Source organism: Azospirillum sp. B510 (assembly GCF_000010725.1).
Lineage (GTDB): Bacteria > Pseudomonadota > Alphaproteobacteria > Azospirillales > Azospirillaceae > Azospirillum > Azospirillum lipoferum_B.
This window is the reverse complement of record NC_013855.1, coordinates 81,373-101,157: the sequence shown is the minus strand read 5'-3', so window position 1 is coordinate 101,157 and position 19,785 is coordinate 81,373. Positions and strand designations below refer to the sequence as shown.

Below are 19,785 nucleotides of genomic sequence, written 5' to 3'. Positions count from 1 at the left end.
CCGGCAGCCGCCCCCAAACTCTCGAAGGATAAGAAAAAGTGGCGGTTCAGGACCATGACGCATACTGGCAGCCCGGCCTGGAAACCCAGAGCCGCGCCGACTGGCGGAAACTGCAGCTCGACCTGCTGAAGGACCATCTGCGGCACGCCTACGAAGGCTCGCCCTACTACCGCGCCGCCTTTGACGCGCGGGGGGTGTCGCCAGCGGATCTGCGCACGCTGGACGATCTGCGGCGCTTCCCCTTCCTGAGCAAGGCGACCATCCGCGACCGCCAGGTGGCGGTGCCGCCCTTCGGCGATCTGGTCGCCGTGCCGGAGCGGGAGATCGTCTACATCTCCGCCTCCAGCGGGTCGACCGGGGTGCCGACCGCCTCGCCCTTCACCGCCAAGGATTTCGAGGACTGGATCGACTATGAGGCGCGGCAGTTCTGGTCGAGCGGCCTGCGTCCGACCGACCGCTACGCCCATGCGCTGAACTTCTCGCTGTTCGTCGGCGGCCCCTGCGTGCTGGGGGCGCAGAAGCTGGGCGCGCTCAGCATCCATGCCGGAACCTTGCCGTCGGAACGGTTGCTGGCGGTGCTGAACCAGTTCAGGGCGACGGCGCTGTGGACGACGCCCTCCTATGCCTGGCATCTCGGCGAGACCGCCCAGCGCGAAGGCATCGACCCGGCCCGCGACCTTGCCGTCCGCCGCCTGTTCGTGGCGGGCGAGCCCGGCGGCTCCATCCCGGAAACGCGCGAGCGGATCGAGGCGCTGTGGGGTGCCGAAGTCTATGACTATTACGGCCTGTCCGACATCTTCGGTTCCTGCGCCGGCATGTGCGTGGAGAAGGACGGGCTGCACTGGGCAGAGGACCATATCCTGGTCGAAGTGCTGGATCCGGAAACCCTGGAACCGGTGCCGGAGGGCGGGCGAGGCGAGCTGGTGCTGACCACGCTGCGCAAGCGCGCCCGCCCGATCATCCGTTTCCGCACCGGCGACGTGGTGTCGGTAACGACGGAGCCCTGCCGCTGCGGTCGCACCTCGCTGCGGCTGAAGGGGGTGCATGGACGGCTCGACGACATGTTGATCGTCAAGGGCGTCAACCTGTTCCCCGGCGACGTGGAGGCGGTGGTGCGACAGGACCCGGCGCTGACCGGCGAATACCGGCTGGTGCTGGACCGGGTCGAGCAGCTGGACCGCCTGACGGTCGAGGCGGAACACACCCAGGGCTTCAACGGCGATCTGGAAGAGCTGCGGGGCCGGCTGCGCCGCCAGTTGAAGGCTGCGACCGGCGTCGGGGCGGAGGTCGCCCTGCTCGCCCCCGGCGCCCTGCCCCGTGCCGTCCACAAGGCCAAACGAATCGATGACCGCCGCCAGCATGTCTGGTCGTGACCCAATCCCCTGACGGAGCGCGTTCCCATGCCGAAACGCCCCTACCAGGGCACCGATACCAGCGCCGCCATGCAGGGCCACATCGACCGGAACCTTGAACCAGTCGATCAGCTGAAATGCGACGGCACCCACGATTTCCACATCATCCGATGCCCCCGGTGAGACCCGCCATGACCAGTTCCCGTACCTTCCTGCGCCGGTCCCTGCTGGGCACGGCGCTGCTCCTAGCAGCCGGGATCGCCGGCTTCGCACCCGTCACGGCGAAGGCGGAAGCGACGGAAGTCCGCTTCGCCCGCAATCTCGGTCTCGGCTATTTGCCGCTCTATGTCATGCAGGACAAGGGGTTGGTGGAAAAGCAGGCGCGCGCCGCCGGCCTGGGAGAGGTCAAGGCCAGCTACACCCCACTCGGCAACCCGACGACGATCACCGAGGCCACCCTGTCCGGCAACGCCGATTTCGGTGCGGCCGGGGTGCCGGCCTTCATCATCGCCTGGGACAAGACGAAGGGGAACGCCAACCTGCGGGGCCTCGCGGCGCTGAACGCCCAGCCGGCCTACCTCAACACCAACCGGCCGGACGTGAAGAGCCTGAGGGACTTCACCGAGAAGGACCGCATCGTCGTCCCGTCGGTCCGCGCCTCCTATCAGGCCATCGTACTTCAGATCGCGGCGGAGCGGACCTTCGGTCCCGGCCAGCATGCGAAGCTCGATCCCCAGACCGTCTCACTCGCCCACCCCGACGGCACCGCCGCCCTGCTGTCCGGCAAGACCGAGATCACCGCCCATTTCACCAGCCCACCCTTCCAGGACCAGCAACTGCGCGATCCCAGGATCCACAAGGTGCTAAGCAGCTACGACGTGCTGGGCGGCCCGGCCTCCTTCAGCGCGCTGTGGACCTCCACCGCCTTCCACGACACCAACCCCAAGCTGACCAAGGCGGTGCTGACGGCATTGGAAGAGGCGGTGGCGCAGATCAAGGCCGACCCGCAGGAGGCCGCCCGCGCCTACATCCGCATCGAGAATTCCAAGCTGGGCGTGGAGGAGGTGGCGGCGATGATTGCCCATCCGGAGATCTCCTACGATCTCACCCCGCACGGCATCGGCACCTTCACCGACTTCATGGCGCGGATCGGCTCCATCCGCAACAGGCCGGCCGACTGGCGTGACCTGTTCTTCGCCGACATCCACGACCGCGCCGGCAGTTGAGGTTGCGTCATGACCGATACAGGCTTCACCATCGATCCGGTCTCCCCCACGCTGGGCGCGGAGGTGCGCGGCCTCGACCTATCACAGCCGCTCAGCCCCGCCACGACATCGGTGCTGGCCGACGCGCTCGACCGCCATCTGGTGCTGGTCTTCCGCGACCAGACCTTGTCCGACGCCGACCTTGTCCGCGTTTCCGGCCATTTCGGCCCGCTCGACAAGGCGCCGATCACCGAAAACGGGCGGCTGCACGCGCCGGGCTACGAAGAGGTCTACGTCATCTCCAACATCACGGCGAATGGCCGTCCCATCGGCGCGCTTGGGGCGGGAGAGTCGGTGTGGCACGCCGACATGACCTATCTGGAGACGCCGCCCTACGCCAGCAGCCTCTATGCGCTGGAGGTGCCGGTCGAGGGTGGCGATACCGGCTTCCTCAGCATGTTCGCCGCCTATGACGCCCTGCCCGAACCGCTGAAGCGACGGGTGGAGGGGCTGTCGATCAAGCATGACAGCACCACCAACAGCGGCGGCTACCTGCGCCAGGGCTTCGCCCCGCCGGCCAACGTCGCCACCTCGCCCGGCACCGTGCATCCGCTGGTCATCACCCACCCGGTGACCGGGGCCAGGGCGCTGCTGCTGGGCCGCCGTCCCCATGCCCACATCCCCGGCCTGTCCGTGCCGGAGAGCGAGGCCCTGCTGGACGAGATCTGGGCGACGGCGGTGCGGCCGGAGCTTGCCTGGCACCACCGCTGGCGGGTCGGCGATCTGGTGATGTGGGACAACCGCTGGACCATGCACCGCCGCGACCCCTTCCCCGACAGCCAGCGCCGCCGCATGCACCGCACCCAGATCGCCGTGCCGGCCAACCGGCACCAGGGGCGGCAGCAGGACCGGCAACAGACGGAAGCGGCATGACCGTCATCGCCGCCCTGCGTCCGCTGGCGAAGGCACCGGCAGCGGCTCTGGCCCGCGTGCGCTTCGTCCTGACCGACATGGACGACACGCTGACCCACGAGGGCCGCCTGTCCGCCCGCACCTATGACGCCATCGAGCGGCTGCGCGACGGCGGAATCCCGGTGCTGCCCGTCACCGCCGCCCCAGCGGGCTGGGCCGACCAGATGGCGCGCATGTGGCCGGTGGACGGAGTGATTGCCGAAAACGGCGGTCTATTCCTGCGCCGCACCGCCGATGGCGACGTCGAGCGCCGCTTCTGGCACGCGAAGGAGGAGCGGACGGTGGCGGCAGGGCGGCTGGAGCGCCTGCGCCAAACAATCCACGCCGACCTTCCGCAGGTGGAACTGGCGAGCGATCAGCCATTCCGCCTGTGCAGCCTCGCCTTCCGCGTCCCGTCCGATCCCGGATTGCGGATGGCGCTGGTCCGGCACTTCCAAGCCGCCGGGGCGGAGGTGACGGTCAATTCCTTGTGGGTGCTCGGCTGGTTCGGCGGCTACGATAAGCTCGGCATGGCGCGCCGGGTGATGCGCGATGTTCACGACCTCGACATCGACGCGACACCGGATGCCGTCGCCTATGCCGGCGATTCGGTCAACGACGCCCCGATGTTCGCCCATTTCCCGACCTCCGTCGGCGTCAGCACGGTCATCGATTTCCTGTCCGACATCCCCCGGCCGCCGGCCTGGATCACGCGCGGCCCCGGCGGCGACGGCTTCGTCGAGCTGGTCGACGCGCTGCTCGCGGCACAAGACGATCAGCAACCCTGATCGCCCCTTTCCTTAGCCGCACCAACCTTGCCGGATGGGGTCTGACCAGAAATAATCCCGTTTATATGTAAAATTTGCTTGGTTCGCCCAAAGATTTTACACCGTTGAAGGTCGCACTGAATCATTTTCCCATTAAATCTAGTAGATTTATCGAAATAAGGGGAGCACCATCATGCGTCAGCCAGGACGCCCCAGCCGCCGTGCCTTCGCGGCGATTGCCGCGTCGGTGATCGGGGTGCTGATGATGTCGGCCACCGCAGCCCCCGCTGCTGCCGAAGGGCGCATCCGCATCGCTGAGCAATATGGCCTGGGCTATCTGCCGCTGCATGTGCTGCGCCACAACCAGCTGATCGAGAAGCACGGCAAGGCGCTGGGCCTCGACATCGCGGTGGACTGGGTCCAGCTGTCCGGGGGGGCGGCGATGAACGATGCCCTGCTGTCCGGCAGCATCGATCTCGGCTCCGCCGGGGTCGGGCCGCTGCTGACCATCTGGGACCGCACCAGGGGCAGCGCGAACGTCAAGGCGATCGCCTCGCTGAACGACATGCCGCTGTTCCTGACCACCAGCAATCCCAAGGTCAAGACGCTGAGGGACTTCACCGACGCCGACAAGATCGCCCTGCCGGCGGCGAAGGTCGGGGTCCAGGCCCGCGTGCTGCAAATGGCCGCGGAAAAGGAATTCGGGCCCGGCAAATACGACGCCATCGACAAGCTGACGGTGTCGATGCCGCATCCCGACGCCACGGCGGCCCTGCTGTCGGGCGGCGGCGGCATCACCGGCCACATCTCCAGCGCGCCCTTCCAATACCAGCAGCTGGACGACCCGAAGATCCACAAGGTGATCAGCTCCTACGACGTGCTGGGCGGGCCGCACAGCTTCAACCTGATCTGGAGCAAGCAGTCCTTCCGCGACGACAATCCGAAGACCTACCGCGCCTTCCTCGACGCGCTGAAGGAGGCGATGGACCTGATCAACCGCGATCACGAGGCGGCGGCGGACATCTATCTGGCGCAGAACAAGGGCAGCCTGGACAAGGCCTATGTCCTGCGCCTGCTGAACGACCCCGACATCCGCTTCACCGTCACGCCCAACCGGACGGAGGCCTTCGCCGACTTCATGCACAAGGTCGGCGCGATCAAGAACAAGCCGGCCTCCTGGAGGGATTACTTCTTCGAGGATCTGCATGCCGGCGCCGGGAGCTGAGGCGATGAACGCGCTGACCTACCCGCGGAGCGTCGACGGCGACGGGCTGTCGGAACGGCCGCTGCTCGACGTGTCCGGCGTCACCCTGCAATACAAGACGCGCCGGCATCTCGTCACCGCCACCTACCGCGTCGATTTCCAGGTGTTCCAGTCCGAACGCTATGTCCTGCTCGGACCGTCGGGCTGCGGCAAATCCTCGCTGCTGAAGGCGGTCGGCGGCTTCCTGTCGCCGGTCGAGGGCGCCATCCGCCTGAACGGGCGGACGGTAACCAAGCCCGGCCCCGACCGCATGATGGTGTTCCAGGAGTTCGACCAGTTGCCGCCCTGGAAGACGGTCAAGGAGAACGTCATGTTCCCCCTGCTCGCCAGCCGCAAGGCCAGGCGGCGCGAGGCGGAGGAGAAGGCGCTCGACTGCATCGCGCGGGTGAACCTGACGAAATTCGCCGACGTCCACCCGCACATGCTGTCGGGCGGCATGAAGCAGCGCGTCGCCATCGCCCGCGCCATGGCTATGGAGCCCGACATCCTGCTGATGGACGAGCCCTTCGCGGCACTCGACGCGCTGACCCGGCGCAAGATGCAGGAGGAGCTGTTGCAGCTCTGGGACGACCTGCGCTTCACCATGCTGTTCGTCACCCATTCGATCGAGGAGGCGCTGGTCGTCGGCTCGCGCATCCTGGTGCTGTCGCCCCATCCCGGACAGGTGAAGGCGGAGGTCAATTGCGACGGCTACGACCATGGCGCCGTCGGCGGGGCGGAATTCCAGGATCTTGCCAACCGCATCCACCACATGCTGTTCGCCGAGGATGTCGAAGGAAGCGGGACGGGAGCCCGCGCATGACCGACCTTTCCTTCTCTCCCCGCCCCGTGCGCCCCGGCGGCCGACGCGAGCCGCCGCTCCGTCCCGAATATGAGCGCGCCGTCACCGCCACCGGCCCGATCGGCGATGTCGCCCGTCCGCTGTCCCCGTGGGAGCGGCTTGGCAACGTGACGGCCCTGCGCCGGCTGCTGGTGCTGGCGGCGGTGGCGGCGCTGTGGCAGGCGGCGGCGGTCTGGCAGAACAACCCGCTGATGTTCCCGACCTTCACCGACACGGTGGCGGCGCTGTGGGACGGCATCCGCCGCGATGATCTGCTGTCGATGGCCTGGACCTCGCTGTCGGTGCTGCTGAAGGGCTACGCGGTGGCGCTGGTCCTGGCCGTGCTGCTGACCACCGTCGCCGTCTCCACCCGCATCGGCAATGATCTGCTGTCCACCCTGACCTCCATGTTCAACCCGCTGCCGGCCATAGCATTGTTGCCGATCGCCATGCTGTGGTTCGGGCTGGGCGAGGTCAGCCTCGTCTTCGTGCTGGTCCATGCCGTGCTGTGGCCGCTGGCGCTGAACACCCATGCCGGCTTCACCTCGGTGTCGGAGACGCTGCGGATGGCCGGGCGCAATTACGGGCTGGGCGGCCTGCGCTATGTCGTCACCCTGCTGATCCCCGCCGCCTTCCCGGCGATCCTGACCGGGCTGAAGGTCGGCTGGGCCTTCGCCTGGCGCACGCTGATCGCGGCGGAGCTGGTGTTCGGCGTGTCGTCCGGCAAGGGCGGCCTCGGCTGGTTCATCTTCCAGAACCGCAACGAACTGTACATCGACAAGGTCTTCGCCGGCCTCGTCACCGTCATCCTGATCGGCCTGCTGGTCGAAAACGTCGTCTTCCGCTGGATCGAAATCCACACGGTCCGCAAATGGGGCATGGTCCGCTAAATGGCTTTCCAAGACATCAATCCCGTGCGCTTCGATTCCAACCTGACGGTCGAACGCCCGACCTTCGTCACCCATCTGGAATGCGCCTACACCGGCGAACGCTACGAGGCCGACACGATCCACAACCTGTCGCGCGCCGGCAAGCCGCTGCTGGTCCGCTATGACCTGAACGGCGTGAAACAGGCGCTGACCAAAAGCTCCCTGTCCGGACGCCCGCAGGATCTGTGGCGCTACCGCGAGCTTCTGCCGGTCCGCCGGGTCGAGGACATCGTCAGCCTGGGAGAGGCGGTGACGCCGCTGGTGCCGCTGAACCGGCTGGCGAAGCGGCTGGGTGCAGCCGAACTGCTGGTGAAGGACGAGGGGCGGCTGCCCACCGGCTCCTTCAAGGCACGCGGGCTGGTGATGGCGGTGTCGATGGCGAAGTCCTTCGGCATCACCCACATGGCGATGCCGACCAACGGCAATGCCGGGGCGGCGCTGGCCGCCTACGCCACCCGCGCCGGCATCCGCACCACCATCTTCTGTCCGGCCGACACGCCCGAGGTGAATGTGTCGGAGATCGAGTTGCAGGGCGCCACCGTCTATCGGGTCAACGGACTGATCGACGATTGCGGCAGGATCGTCGGCGAGGGCAAGGCCAAGGTCGGCTGGTTCGACGTCTCCACCCTGAAGGAGCCCTATCGGATCGAGGGCAAGAAGACGATGGGGCTGGAGCTGGCCGAACAGCTGGGCTGGGAGGTGCCGGACGTCATCTTCTATCCGACCGGCGGCGGCACCGGCCTGATCGGCATGTGGAAGGCCTTCGCCGAGCTGGAGGCGATCGGCTTCATCGGCTCGAAGCGCCCGCGCATGGTGGCGGTGCAGGCCGCCGGCTGCGCCCCGATGGTCCGCGCCTGGGAACTGGGGGAGGAGCACGCCCCGCGCTGGGAGGACGCCCACACCATCGCGTCCGGCATCCGCGTGCCGCAGGCGGTCGGCGACTTCCTAATCCTGCGCGCCGTGCGCGAGAGCGGCGGCTTCGCCATCGCCGTGCCCGACGACGCCATCCAGGCCGCCCTGAACGAGGTGGCGCGGGAGGAGGGCTTCCTGCTCTGTCCGGAGGGGGCCGCCACCTATGCCGCCTACAAACAGGCACTGGCCGACGGCCGGGTCGGCAAGGAGGAGCGCGCCGTGCTGTTCAACTGCGCCACCGGCCTGAAATACCCGCTGCCACCGGTGCGCCGCACGCTCGACCGCACCAAGCCCATCGACTACTCACTCTTTCAGAACGGCGGGCAATGAGCGAGGTCCGCTACCACCCGGACCGGCTGGTCGCGACGCTCGACGCCATCCTCCGCCGCAGCGGCAGCTCGGCGGAGGAGGCGGCCATCGTCGCCGCCAATCTGGTGGAGGCCGATGCCCGCGGCCATGCCAGCCACGGCGTCTGCCAGATCGCCGTCTATGTCCGCAGCCTGGAACTGGGCCATCTCCAGCCCAACCGCCATGCCCGCATCGTCCGCGACGAGGCGCCCTTTCTGGTGGTGGACGGCGATGTCGGCTATGGGCAGGTGATCGCCAAAGAGGCAACCGACCTCGCCATCGAACGCGCCAGGGCCGGCGGCGCCTGCATCCTGGCACTGCGCAACGCCCACCATATCGGCCGGGTCGGTTCCTATGGCGAGCAATGCATCGCCGCCGGGCTGATCGGGCTGTTCTTTGTCAATGTGGTCAGCCGGCCGCTGGCGGCTCCCCATGGCGGCGGACGGCCGCGGCTGGGGACAAACCCGGTCTGCATTGCCGTTCCCGGCACGCCGGGCTATGCGCCCTTCCTGCTCGATTTCGCCACCAGCGCCGTCGCCGCCAACAAATGCCGGGTCGCAGCCTCGCTGGGCAAGGAGGTGGAGGACGGTCTGCTGCTGGACCCGGAGGGCCGGCCGACGCGGGATCCCGGCGTGATGTTCACCGACCCCACCGGGGCCATCCTGCCCTTCGGCGGCCATAAGGGCTACGGGCTGGCGCTGGCCTGCGAAATCCTGGCGGGGGCCCTGGCCGGCGGCCTGCCCGCCCTGCCGGAAAATCTGCGGCCGGGACGGGTGGTGAACAACGCGCTCGCCTTCATCATCGACCCCAACCGGGTCGCCGGCCCGGAATGGCAAACCCTGACAGACGCCGTCCTCGACCATGTCGCCGACACGCCCGCCGCCCCCGGCAGCAACGGCGTCAGCATCCCCGGCGAGCCGGAGGCACTGCACCGCATGGCCGCCATGGATCGCGGCATCGCGCTCGATCCCGACACGGTGGCGGCCCTGCACCGCATCGGCGGCGGGCTTGGGTTGGAGGTGCAGGCCTTGCTGGAGGGATAGGAAGCGGGCGGTTTTCCCCGCCCCCGCCCCGCCGCCTGCCGTCAGACGGTGATCCTGTTCCGCAGCTCTCCGTCCTCCAGGAACAGCCGCACCGTTTCCGCCGCGTTGCGCCGCATCTCGACCGCCGCCTGATCGGAATGGAAGGCGTTGTGCGGCGTCACCACCAGCCGCCCGGCCAGCCACTCCTCCCGCGCCCGCTAGGCATCGAGCAGCGGGTGGGCGGTGGGCGGCTCGACCGGCAGAACGTCGGTTCCGACCGCGGCCAGCCGGCCGCTGCGCAGGGCTGCCGCCAGCGGGTCCAGCCCGGCGAACAGTTCGCCGCGCGCCGTGTTGACCAGAATGGCGCCCGGCTTCATCGCCGCCAGGGTGCCGTCGTTCAGCAGGCCGCGCGTCTCGCCGTTCAGTGGACAATGGAAGGTGACGATGTCGGACTCCGCCAGCAGCTCCTCCAGCCGGCGTACGCGGCGATAGCCGACCGCCTTCTCGTGCCCGGCCGGCTGTAACGGATCGTAGCCCAGGATCCGGTAACCGAAGGCCTTCAGCCGGTTCACCACGGCGGTGCCGATCCGCCCGACCCCGACCACGCCGACCGTCGCGGCGCTGGAGCGGTGCAGCGGCGTCAACGTGTTGGCCTGCCATGTCGTGGTATAGGCGCGGGCGCGGGCATCATGCTCCCACAGGCGGCGCTGCAGCGACAGGATCATGGCGACCGCATGGTCGGCGACCTCCTCGGTGCCGTAATCGGGGTTGTTGCAGAAGGGGATTCCCGCGGCCTCCAACGCCGCGACATCGACGCGGTCATAGCCGACACCGAAGCGCACGACGATCTGGCAGCGTTTCAACCGCTCGACCGTCGCCGGACCGATGCGCGTGCTCCACACCAGCAGGGCGTCCAGACGGGCGAGGCGTTCCGGATCGAGATCCTCCTCCCGGCGGCAATCGAGAAAATCGACCTCCGCCAGCCCGCCCAGCACGGCGGCCTCCAGATCGGGGGGAGGAATCATGTGATCGGTGATTCCCACGATGAACCGTCCTGCTTTCGGCTCCATCCCTGGTGCTCCTCCCACTGCTTCTATCGATGAGAGCACCATTTGTGCAAAGGACTATATAGTTTTCAAGAAAATATCTATTATAATTATAGGGAAGTGCTCATGCATACGGATCGCCGGACCGCCGCAGTGTGATCGGTGAAAGTGAGAACCTATACCTCCAATCATGTGGGAGGCCAATGCGCCGAAGGCTGGCTCTTTGCGCGACGGGGTTCGGCCGCACATCAAGATCGGCGAACCTCACGGTTCGGAGTTCGGCAAAGGTCCGATACATCGTTGAGCAAGGATGCGCTTGGCTGTTGGCCAACAAACGCCTGGATCGATGACAGGATCGCTTGGGGCGCACCATCCTCGCGCTCCCCGCCGCCACCGCTATCGTCATCATCGCTAAACGCATCAGTATATGCTGAAAACCATTCAAGTTGAGGAGCGGGCAAAATAAACAAATATTTCATGTGAAAAATTTACCTTCCACAATTCTCTTGACGTCGTGCATTTCCTATTAAACTATTAGACAATTTATTCCGGCGCGTAACCGCTGCGAAGGCGTACCAGCAGCCGTTCGGACTGGTCTCCTAAGGACCTCATTCGAATGCGGAACCAGACGATGCAGCCCGCCAAAGACGCAGCCGAGCCTCCCGCGATTTCGCGGCCCGTGCTCCGACCGTCGGCATGGCTGCGACCCGCTGGTGAACCATCGAAAAAACTCGAAATCACCTTGTGCTGCCGGCTGACATGCCACGCGGATGAAGAGGGGAAGGACATGGTAAATTACCGCTATCTTGGTCGCAGCGGCCTGAAGGTTCCGCCGCTGGCGCTCGGTGCCATGATGTTCGGCGGGCCGACCGACGAATCGACCTCGCACCGCATTATCGCCAAGGCCAAGGCGCAGGGATTCAACTTCATCGACACGGCCGATGTCTACCACAAGGGGCGCTCTGAGGAGGTGGTCGGCCGCGCGGTCAAGAGCGATCGTGATTCCTGGGTGCTGGCGACCAAGTTCGCAAACCCGCTGGGCGAAGGACCCAACCGGGGCGGCATCTCGCGCAAATGGATCGTGGAAGCGGTCGAGAACAGCCTGCGTCGCCTTGGCACCGACTACATCGACATCCTCTATTTCCACCGCGCCCCGTTCGACGCCCCGCTGGACGAGGCGGTACGCGCCATTGCCGATCTGGTCCGTGCCGGCAAGCTGCGCTACTTCGGCGTCTCCAACTTCCGGGCCTGGCGGATCGCCGAGGTGGCGCATCTGGCCGACCGCTACGGCATCGACAGGCCGGTGGCGAGCCAGCCGCTCTACAACATCGTCAACCGCACGGCGGAGGCTGAACAGCTGCCGGCCGCCGCCCATTACGGCCTGGGCATCGTCTCCTATTCGCCGCTCGCCCGCGGGGTGCTGACCGGCAAATACGTGCCGGACGCCGCCCCGTCTCCCGACACCCGCGCCGGGCGGGCCGACCGGCGCATCCTGGAAACCGAATGGCGTCCGGAATCGCTGGCCATCGCGCAGGAGATCGCCCGGTACGCCGCGGAGCGCGGCATTGCCGCCGCCGACTTCGCGCTGGCCTGGGTGCTGAACAACCGGCTGATCACCGCCGCCATTGCCGGGCCGCGCACCGAGGAGCAGTGGGACGGCTATGTCCGCGCCCTCGACTACGATTTCACCGCAGAGGACGAGGCGCTGGTCGACCGGCTGGTGGTCGCGGGACATGCCTCCACCCACGGCTTCAATGACCCGAGCCACCCGATCGAAGGCCGGGTGCCCCGCGCCGGGGCATGAAGCCCGGCTGGTCCAAATCGACAGCGCAACGGAGGCTTCCATGAGCGCCACAGGAACGACCAAGGCGACGAATGGCCGTCGGCTCTCGCTCAACCTTTTCATCTATCCCGGCGGGCACCATGAGGCGGGGTGGCGCTTTCCGGGGTCCGCCCCCGACCGACTGAACGACGTCTCCTATTATCAGGAACTGGCGCGCAAGGCGGAGGCAGCGAAATTCGATGCCGTCTTCTTTGCCGACGGCCCTGCCCTGCCCGACCATGTGCGCTACGCCGTCCGCTTCCGCTTCGAGCCGCTGACCCTGCTGACTGCCCTGGCGGCGGCGACGTCGCGGATCGGGCTGATCGGCACCGCCTCCACCACCTATTTCGAGCCGTACAATCTGGCCCGGCTCTACGCCTCGCTCGACCATATCTCCGGCGGACGAGCCGGCTGGAACATCGTCACCACCTCAGTACCGACCGCCGGGGCCAATTTCGGGCTGAGCGAGAACCCCTCGCATGCCGACCGCTATGCCCGCGCAGGTGAGTTCCTCGAAGTGGTCACCAAGCTGTGGGACAGTTGGGAGGATGACGCGCTGGTCGTCGACCCGGTCTCAGGCCTGCTGGCCGACGACAGCAAGATCCACCCGATCGAGCACATCGGCCGACATTTCCGGGTGAAGGGCGCGCTCAACACCCCGCGCAGCCCGCAGGGGCGCCCGGTCTACGTTCAGGCCGGCGCGTCGGACGACGGCCGGTCCTTCGCCGCCCGTTATGCCGAGGCGATCTTCACCGCGCACCGACGCTGGACAGCGCGCAGGCCTTCTATGCCGACATCAAGACGCGCGCCGCCTCGCTCGGCCGCAGCCCCGAGCATGTCCGCATCCTGCCGGGGATCAGCCCCTATATCGGTTCCACCGAAGCCGAGGCGAAGGCGCTGTACGAGGAGTTCAACGCACTGATCCAGCCCGAGTTCTCGCTGAGCCAGCTCAGGCAGATGATCGGCCTCGACCTGTCCGGCTACGACCTCGACGGTCCGTTCCCACGCCACCTGATCGACATGTCCAGCTCGATCGGCGTCGCCAGCCGTTTCAAGCTGGTGATCGACATCGTGGACCGCGAGAAGCCGACCATCCGTCAGCTCATCCAGCGTCTGGCCGGCGCCCGCGGCCATTACGTCGCGGTCGGCACGCCGGAACGGATCGCCGACGAGATCCAGACCTGGTTCGAAACGGGGGCCGCCGACGGGTTCAACGTCATGCCGCCCTGGCTGCATGGCGGCTTCGACGTGTTCGCGGCGGAGGTGGTGCCGATCCTGCGCAGGCGCGGCCTGTTCCGCGAGGAGTATTCCGGCTCCACGCTGCGCGACCATTTCGGCCTGCCGCGGCCGGAAAGCCAGTATGCGGCGGCCGTCCGCGCCACCGCCTGACCATTTCCCTTTGCGGAGTGAATGCGATGTCGCTCACCCTTCAACAGGAGGCCGGACCGGTGCCCAGCGGTCCGCTCGACTTTCCGGACAGCCCGCTGTCCCGTTCGGCGCGCCAGCCGCTGATGCTCGGCCTGTTCCTGAACCTTCAGGACATTCGCCTTTCCAATCTGCCGACCAGCTCGACCTGGACATACGACTACAACAAGGCGCTGGTGCAGAGGGCCGACGCGCTCGGCTTCGACATCGCCTTCAGCCGCACCCAATGGCTGCCCAAGGGCGGCTATGACGGCGAGGCGTCGCTCGACAGCTTCGTGGCGCTCGGCGCCATGGCCGCTACCACCCGCAACATCCTGCTGATCTCGACCCTGCATGTGCTGTACGGCCCCTGGCACCCGCTGCACATCGCCAAGATCGGCGCCACCTTCGACCACATCGCCAAGGGGCGCTGGGGCATCAACATCGTCACCGGCCACCGCGCCGTCGAGCACGAGATGTTCGGCTGGAACCGGATCGAGCACGACCGCCGCTACGACATGGCGGCGGAACTGTTCGAGACGCTACACCGGCTGTGGACCGACACCGAAAATTATTCCGCCGAGGCGGCGCTCGGATCCTGGAAGATCGTCAACGGCTACATCACACCGAAGCCGGCCTACGGGCGGCCGATCCTGGTGACCGCCACCGGCTCGCCGGCCGGCATCGACTTCGCCGCCCGCCATTCCGATCTGGTCTTCATCACCTCGCCCGGCGGGTCGCACATCGACAGCGCGCTGGAGACGCTGCCCGCCCACATCGCCGAGATCAAGGCTCGCGCCCGTGCCCGCGGCCGCACCGTCAAGACGATCATCAACCCGATGATCATCAGCCGCGACAGCGAGGCGGAGACCCAGTCCTACCTGTCCGCCATCCTCGACAACAAGCCGCCGCCGACCGCGACCAGCTTCGGCCACTGCGGCTACGACAGCGACGCCCACGCCTGGCGGGGGCGCAATGACCCCAACCACAAGCAGGGCCTGAACCTGGGTGGCAACATCGAGATCGTCGGCACGCCGGCGCAGGTGGTGGACCAGCTCGCCGGCCTGAAGAAGGCCGGGATCGACGGGGTGCAGATCAATTTCTACGACTTCGCCCACGACCTCGACCATTTCGCCGAACGGATCCTGCCGCTCCTGCAAAGCGCCGGCCTTCGGCTGTAGACGGAGACCACGGACATGGCGCGGCAACTGCACCTCGGCGCCTTCATGCGGCCGGTGTCGATCCATACCGGGGCTTGGCGCTATCCCGGCGCTTTCCCCGATGCGAACTTCAACTTCGCCCACCTCAAGCGCTTCATCCGCACGCTGGAGGAAGCGAAGTTCGACGCCTTCTTCATGGCGGACCACCTGGCGCTGCTCAACATGCCGGTCGAGGCGCTGAAACGCAGCCACACCGCGACCTCGTTCGAGCCGTTCACCCTGCTGTCGGCGCTGGCGGCCACGACCGAGCGGATCGGGCTGGTCGCCACCGCCTCCACCACCTTCGACGAGCCGTTCCACATCGCGCGGCGCTTCGCTTCGCTCGACCACATCTCCAACGGGCGGGCGGGCTGGAACATCGTCACCACCTCCAACCCTGATGCGGCCCTGAATTTCGGCCGCACCGAGCATATGGAGCATGCCGAGCGCTACCGCCGGGCCCGGGAATTCTACGATGTGGTCACCGGCCTGTGGGACAGCTGGGCCGACGACGCCTTTGTCCGCGACCAGGAAAGCGGGCTGTTCTTCGACCCGACCAAGCTGCATGTCCTCGACCACAAAGGCGAGTACTTCTCCGTGCGCGGGCCTTTGCACATCGCACGGCCGGTCCAGGGCTGGCCGGTGATCGTCCAGGCCGGGGCTTCCGACACCGGGCGCCAACTGGCGGCCGAGACGGCGGAGGTGGTGTTCACCGTCTCCTAGACGCTCGCCGACGGCCAGCGGATCTATGCCGACATCAAGGGCCGGGCGGAGAGAGCCGGACGCTCGCGCGACAGCCTGAAGATCCTGCCGGGCGCCCTGGTGGTGGTCGGCGACACGGTGGAGGAGGCACGGGCCAAGCATGCCCGGCTCGACAGCCTGGTCCATGAGGCGAGCGCCTTCGCCTCGCTGTCGATCGCGCTCGGCACCGACGTTTCCGCCTTCGACCCGGACGGCCCGCTGCCGGAAATTCCGGAAACCAATGCCAGCCGCAGCGGACGGCAGCGTGCCATCGACCTCGCGCAGCGCGAAGGACTAACGGTCCGTCAACTGGCACAACGCCTGGGCGGTTATGCCGGCTTCACCTTTGTCGGTACGCCCGGCTCGATCGCCGACGAGATGCAGCAATGGCTGGAGGAAGAGGGCGCGGACGGCTTCAACGTCATGTTCCCCTTCCTGCCGGCAGGGCTCGACGATTTTGTCCGGCAGGTGGTCCCCGAACTCCAGCGCCGCGGCATCTTCCGGCGGGAGTACGAGGGGACCACGCTGCGCGACCATCTCAGTCTGAAACGTCCGGAGAACCGTTTCTTCACCAAGCGGGATTAGGCGGGGAAGCGGAATGCCGCAGCGGGGTGGCTGTCCGGCAGACGCGGACGGCCGGTCAGCTTCTGCCGCAGCGGGCCATCGGCGTATTCCGTCTTGAACAGCCCACGTTTCTGCAACTCCGGCACCAGCAGATCGACGATCGCTTCCAAATTCTCCGGCTCGACCAACCGGACGAGGTTGAAGCCGTCGATGTCGGTTTCCTCGACCCAGGCACGGATGTCGTCCGCCACCGTCGCCGGAGAACCGACCAGAAAGGCGCCGCGTCCGCCGACCTGATCGAAACGGGCGAGATCGCGTACCGTCCAGGCGCGGTCGGGACTGCGCGTGGTGATCGCCTCGATCAGCGAACGCATCGCATTGCCCTGCACCGCGCGGATCGGCTCGTCCAACCCGTAGGCGGACAGATCGATCCCCGACCAGCCGGACATCAGCGCCAGCGTTCCCTCGGCATCGACGTAGCGTTCGTAGTCGCGTCGTCGATCCTCGGCCGCCGCGTCGGTCGCGCCGACGATTACGCTGGCCCCCAGGAAGATCTTGATGTCTTGCGGATCGCGGCCAAAGCCGACAGCCCGCTGGCGGATGTCCCGTACCGTCTCGGCCACCAGGGCCTTGGTGTGGCCGTTGACGAACACCGCTTCGGCATGGGCGGCGGCGAAGGCCCGCCCGATGGCGGAAGCGCCGGCCTGGAACAGGAACGGCGTGCGCTGCGGCGAGGGATGGACCAGATGGATGGCGTCCACCGGATGGGCGCCGGTCCGGGTGACCCGCCGCACCCGCTCCGGCCGGGTATAGACGCGGGCCTCGCGGTCTCGCACCACCGCGTCGTCGGCCCAGCTTCCCTCCCACAGGGCATAGGTGGCGGCCAGGAACTCCTCGGCAACGGCATAGCGGGCGTCATGCTCGGTTAGGTCGCTCTGGCCCATGCCGCGGGCACCGCTGCCAAGAATGCCGGTGACGACGTTCCAGGCGATCCGCCCTTCGGTCAGATGGTCGAGCGTCGAGAAGCGGCGGGCCAACGCATAGGGCTTCTCGTAGCTGACCGTCGCGGTGACGCCGAAGCCGATATGCTCGGTCACCGCCGCCATCAGCGGCACCACCGGAAAGGGATCGAGGGTCGGCGCCTGTGCCGCACTGCGCAGCGCCGTATCGGGCGAGCCGCCATAGACGTCGTAGACCCCGATCACGTCGGCGAGGAAGACGGCATCCAGCCGTCCACGCTCGGCCGTCCGGGCCAGATGGGTCCAGTAGTCCGGCCTATCATGGCTGGAGGTGCGGTCGCGCGGATGTGCCCACAGCCCCGCCCAGGAATGGCCGGGAGCGTTCATGTGGAAGGCGTTCAGCCGGATTTGCCGGGGCCGGCCGGTCCGTGATTGATCGATCCGCGATTGGTCGGTCATGGTTCGTCTCACTCCGCCGCGACGGGAAGGGGGTTCGGTGCCAAGTCGGCGTGGTGACAGGCGACCGCCTGCCCGTCGCCGGTATCGCGCATCATCGGCTCTTCCCGGCGGCACAGGTCGGTCGCCAGCGGGCAGCGCGGATGGAAGCGGCAACCGGCCGGGATCTGGCGAGGGGACGGCAGATCGCCCGACAGCGGTGCCGCATGCCGGCGGCGCTGCGGGTTGGGCACCGCCTCGATCAGCGCGCGGGTGTAGGGGTGCAGCGGCCGGGTCCACAGGCTGCGCCAGGAGCCGCTCTCCACGATGCGGCCAAGATACATGACCAGCACGCGGTCGGCGAAATAGCGCACCACCGACAGGTCGTGGGAGATGAACAGATAGGACAGCCCGAGATCGGCCTTCATCCGCGACAGCAGGTTCAGGATCTGGGCCTGGATCGACAGGTCGAGCGCCGACACGGGCTCGTCGCAGATGACGAGCCGTGGCTGCAGGATCAGCGCCCGCGCGATGCCCAGCCGCTGGCGCTGGCCGCCGGAGAATTCATGCGGGTAGCGCTTCAGCGCGTCGCGCGGCAGGCCGACCCGGTCGAGCGAGTCCAGCACCCGCCCTGCCCGGTCACGGCGGTTCCCCAGCTTGTGGACGGCCAGCGGGCCGCCGAGGATCTCCGCCACCGTGTGACGCGGGTTGAGCGAGCCGAACGGATCCTGGAACACCATCTGGACATTCCGCCGATACTGGCGCAATGCCCGCTCCGACAGGCTGCCGACATCCTGGCCATCGAAGACGATGCGTCCGGCGGTCGGCCGGACCAGCCGCAGCAGGGTCTTGCCCAGGGTGGACTTGCCGCAGCCGGACTCGCCGACCAGCCCGACCGTCTCGCCGGCCGCCACATCGAACGAGACGCCGTCCACCGCACGCAACATCCCGCCGCCGGCCTGGTAATGGGTGTGAAGGTTCTCAATCGACAGCAGGGCCATGGACGACACCTTGGTTGGCATGGTGGGGGTTGGCATGGCGGGGATTGGTGCGGTGGGCGATGGTCACCGGGCAGGCGACCAGATGGTCGGGGGCCGCCGCCAGCAGGTCGGGAACCCGCAAGCGGCAGGCAGCCTCGGCCAGCGGACAGCGCGGGGCAAAGGCACAGCCGGCTTCCTCCGCCGCGGACGCAATGCTGCCGGGGATCTCGGCCAGTGGCCCCAGCGAGTGGTGGTGCTCCGCCTCCAGCCGCGGCGAGGCGTTGAGCAGGCCGCGGGTGTAGGGATGCAAGGGGGCATCGAGCAGCGACCGGTAGGGTGCATCCTCCACCTTGCGGCCGGCATACATCACGACGACGCGGTCGGCCCATTCCGCCACCACGCCGAGATCGTGGGTGATCAGCAGCAGCGCCATGTCGAGGTCGCGCCGCAGCCCGTCGAGCAGATCGAGCACCTGGGCCTGGATGGTGACATCCAGCGCCGTCGTCGGCTCGTCGGCGATCAGCAGCTTCGGCCGGCAGGCGACCGCGATGGCGATCATGCCCCGCTGACGCATGCCGCCGGAAAGCTGGTGGGGATACTCGTCGATCCGCCGCTGCGGCTCCGGAATGCGCACGAGGCCGAGCAGTTCGACGGCCCGCCGACGGGCGGCGGCGCGGCTCAGCCCCTCATGCAGGCGCAACACCTCGACGATCTGCTGGCCCAAGGTCAGCACCGGGTTCAGCGAGGTCATCGGCTCCTGGAAGATCATTGCGATGTCGCGGCCGCGCAGGGTGCGCAGCTCGCGATCGGGCAAAGCGGTCAGTTCGCGTCCGGCAAAGCTCACCCGGCCGGCGGCGATCCGCGCGGTCGGCGGCAACAGGCCAAGCAGGGCGAGCGCGCTCAGCGATTTGCCCGATCCGGATTCTCCAACCAGCGCCACCGTCTCCCTGGCCTCGACCGAGAAGCTCAAGCCACGGACCGGGGTGGCGCGGGGAAAGGCGACGGTCAGCCCCTCCACCGACAGCAGACGCTCAGGCTGGGAGGCGGCAAGCAGCGAGGCCATGG

Annotated in this window: 16 protein-coding genes and 2 pseudogenes; 14 read left to right on the top strand and 4 right to left on the bottom strand. The window is 67.6% G+C overall.

What is annotated here, in order from left to right; genetic code table 11:
• Positions 1–38: 38 nt before the first annotated feature.
• From AZL_RS15870 to AZL_RS15830, 10 genes are all read left to right on the top strand, one after another.
• Positions 39–1,373, top strand: a complete 1,335-nt coding sequence (locus tag AZL_RS15870) for a phenylacetate--CoA ligase family protein (protein ID WP_012975514.1) — start codon at positions 39–41, stop codon at positions 1,371–1,373.
• Positions 1,374–1,400: 27 nt separating this feature from the next.
• Positions 1,401–1,535, top strand: coding sequence for a hypothetical protein (locus tag AZL_RS37420; RefSeq protein WP_256373232.1), 135 nt, complete (start codon positions 1,401–1,403; stop codon positions 1,533–1,535).
• A gap of 8 nt (positions 1,536–1,543) precedes the next feature.
• A complete protein-coding gene (locus AZL_RS15865) occupies positions 1,544–2,578 on the top strand; it encodes an ABC transporter substrate-binding protein (protein WP_042444042.1) in 1,035 nt (344 codons plus the stop codon).
• A gap of 9 nt (positions 2,579–2,587) precedes the next feature.
• A complete protein-coding gene (locus AZL_RS15860) occupies positions 2,588–3,490 on the top strand; it encodes a TauD/TfdA dioxygenase family protein (protein WP_012975512.1) in 903 nt (300 codons plus the stop codon).
• Positions 3,487–4,296, top strand: a complete 810-nt coding sequence (locus AZL_RS15855) for an HAD hydrolase family protein (RefSeq protein WP_012975511.1) — start codon at positions 3,487–3,489, stop codon at positions 4,294–4,296. Before AZL_RS15860 ends, AZL_RS15855 begins: the two co-directional genes overlap by 4 nt.
• Before the next feature lie 172 nt (positions 4,297–4,468).
• The gene (locus AZL_RS15850; protein WP_012975510.1) at positions 4,469–5,500 is read left to right on the top strand and encodes an ABC transporter substrate-binding protein; all 1,032 of its coding nucleotides are present in this window, start codon (positions 4,469–4,471) and stop codon (positions 5,498–5,500) included.
• 4 nt (positions 5,501–5,504) lie between these two features.
• Complete coding sequence (locus tag AZL_RS15845) at positions 5,505–6,341, top strand: ABC transporter ATP-binding protein (RefSeq protein WP_042444447.1); 837 nt, start codon at positions 5,505–5,507, stop codon at positions 6,339–6,341.
• Positions 6,338–7,249, top strand: coding sequence for an ABC transporter permease (locus AZL_RS15840; RefSeq protein WP_012975508.1), 912 nt, complete (start codon positions 6,338–6,340; stop codon positions 7,247–7,249). The genes AZL_RS15845 and AZL_RS15840 overlap by 4 nt, the downstream gene beginning before the upstream one ends.
• Complete coding sequence (locus AZL_RS15835) at positions 7,250–8,530, top strand: threonine synthase (protein WP_371304237.1); 1,281 nt, start codon at positions 7,250–7,252, stop codon at positions 8,528–8,530. It begins immediately after the preceding gene.
• Positions 8,527–9,591: a malate/lactate/ureidoglycolate dehydrogenase gene (locus AZL_RS15830; protein ID WP_012975506.1), complete on the top strand. Its 1,065-nt coding sequence runs from the start codon at positions 8,527–8,529 to the stop codon at positions 9,589–9,591. Before AZL_RS15835 ends, AZL_RS15830 begins: the two co-directional genes overlap by 4 nt.
• A gap of 197 nt (positions 9,592–9,788) precedes the next feature.
• On the opposite strand, the gene AZL_RS15825 is transcribed toward AZL_RS15830, so the two are convergent.
• Positions 9,789–10,595 carry a C-terminal binding protein gene (locus tag AZL_RS15825; RefSeq protein ID WP_247894382.1) on the bottom strand — a complete coding sequence of 269 codons (807 nt, stop codon included), beginning with the start codon at positions 10,593–10,595 and terminating at the stop codon, positions 9,789–9,791.
• 808 nt (positions 10,596–11,403) lie between these two features.
• Here AZL_RS15825 and AZL_RS15820 point away from each other — a divergent pair.
• From AZL_RS15820 to AZL_RS15805, 4 genes and pseudogenes are all read left to right on the top strand, one after another.
• Positions 11,404–12,420 (top strand): aldo/keto reductase, encoded by a 1,017-nt coding sequence (locus AZL_RS15820; protein ID WP_012975504.1) that lies wholly within the window; start codon positions 11,404–11,406, stop codon positions 12,418–12,420.
• A pseudogene (locus AZL_RS15815) lies at positions 12,350–13,827 on the top strand (LLM class flavin-dependent oxidoreductase). Before AZL_RS15820 ends, AZL_RS15815 begins: the two are co-directional and overlap by 71 nt.
• Positions 13,828–13,853: 26 nt before the next feature.
• Positions 13,854–15,023, top strand: coding sequence for an LLM class flavin-dependent oxidoreductase (locus AZL_RS15810; RefSeq protein WP_012975501.1), 1,170 nt, complete (start codon positions 13,854–13,856; stop codon positions 15,021–15,023).
• A 15-nt stretch (positions 15,024–15,038) separates the two neighbouring features.
• A pseudogene (locus tag AZL_RS15805) lies at positions 15,039–16,367 on the top strand (LLM class flavin-dependent oxidoreductase).
• On the opposite strand, the gene AZL_RS15800 reads toward AZL_RS15805, so the two are convergent.
• From AZL_RS15800 to AZL_RS15790, 3 genes are read right to left on the bottom strand one after another with little or no spacing between them, the layout of a single operon-like run.
• Positions 16,364–17,764 (bottom strand): LLM class flavin-dependent oxidoreductase, encoded by a 1,401-nt coding sequence (locus AZL_RS15800; RefSeq protein ID WP_012975498.1) that lies wholly within the window; start codon positions 17,762–17,764, stop codon positions 16,364–16,366. The pseudogene AZL_RS15805 and the gene AZL_RS15800 sit on opposite strands and share 4 nt — an antisense overlap.
• A gap of 8 nt (positions 17,765–17,772) precedes the next feature.
• A complete protein-coding gene (locus AZL_RS15795; RefSeq protein WP_012975497.1) occupies positions 17,773–18,741 on the bottom strand; it encodes an ABC transporter ATP-binding protein in 969 nt (322 codons plus the stop codon).
• A complete protein-coding gene (locus tag AZL_RS15790) occupies positions 18,722–19,783 on the bottom strand; it encodes an ABC transporter ATP-binding protein (RefSeq protein ID WP_012975496.1) in 1,062 nt (353 codons plus the stop codon). Before AZL_RS15790 ends, AZL_RS15795 begins: the two co-directional genes overlap by 20 nt.
• Between the last annotated feature and the right edge of the window lie 2 nt (positions 19,784–19,785).

Coding starts and splice junctions, on each gene's coding strand:
- AZL_RS15820 (WP_012975504.1), top strand. CDS start 11,404: ATGGTAAATTACCGCTATCTTGGTCGCAGCGGCCTGAAGGTTCCGCCG.
- AZL_RS15850 (WP_012975510.1), top strand. CDS start 4,469: ATGCGTCAGCCAGGACGCCCCAGCCGCCGTGCCTTCGCGGCGATTGCC.
- AZL_RS15865 (WP_042444042.1), top strand. CDS start 1,544: ATGACCAGTTCCCGTACCTTCCTGCGCCGGTCCCTGCTGGGCACGGCG.
- AZL_RS15840 (WP_012975508.1), top strand. CDS start 6,338: ATGACCGACCTTTCCTTCTCTCCCCGCCCCGTGCGCCCCGGCGGCCGA.
- AZL_RS37420 (WP_256373232.1), top strand. CDS start 1,401: ATGCCGAAACGCCCCTACCAGGGCACCGATACCAGCGCCGCCATGCAG.
- AZL_RS15825 (WP_247894382.1), bottom strand. CDS start 10,595: ATGATTCCTCCCCCCGATCTGGAGGCCGCCGTGCTGGGCGGGCTGGCG.
- AZL_RS15800 (WP_012975498.1), bottom strand. CDS start 17,764: ATGACCGACCAATCGCGGATCGATCAATCACGGACCGGCCGGCCCCGG.
- AZL_RS15790 (WP_012975496.1), bottom strand. CDS start 19,783: ATGGCCTCGCTGCTTGCCGCCTCCCAGCCTGAGCGTCTGCTGTCGGTG.
- AZL_RS15860 (WP_012975512.1), top strand. CDS start 2,588: ATGACCGATACAGGCTTCACCATCGATCCGGTCTCCCCCACGCTGGGC.
- AZL_RS15855 (WP_012975511.1), top strand. CDS start 3,487: ATGACCGTCATCGCCGCCCTGCGTCCGCTGGCGAAGGCACCGGCAGCG.
- AZL_RS15845 (WP_042444447.1), top strand. CDS start 5,505: ATGAACGCGCTGACCTACCCGCGGAGCGTCGACGGCGACGGGCTGTCG.
- AZL_RS15835 (WP_371304237.1), top strand. CDS start 7,250: ATGGCTTTCCAAGACATCAATCCCGTGCGCTTCGATTCCAACCTGACG.
- AZL_RS15795 (WP_012975497.1), bottom strand. CDS start 18,741: ATGGCCCTGCTGTCGATTGAGAACCTTCACACCCATTACCAGGCCGGC.
- AZL_RS15830 (WP_012975506.1), top strand. CDS start 8,527: ATGAGCGAGGTCCGCTACCACCCGGACCGGCTGGTCGCGACGCTCGAC.
- AZL_RS15810 (WP_012975501.1), top strand. CDS start 13,854: ATGTCGCTCACCCTTCAACAGGAGGCCGGACCGGTGCCCAGCGGTCCG.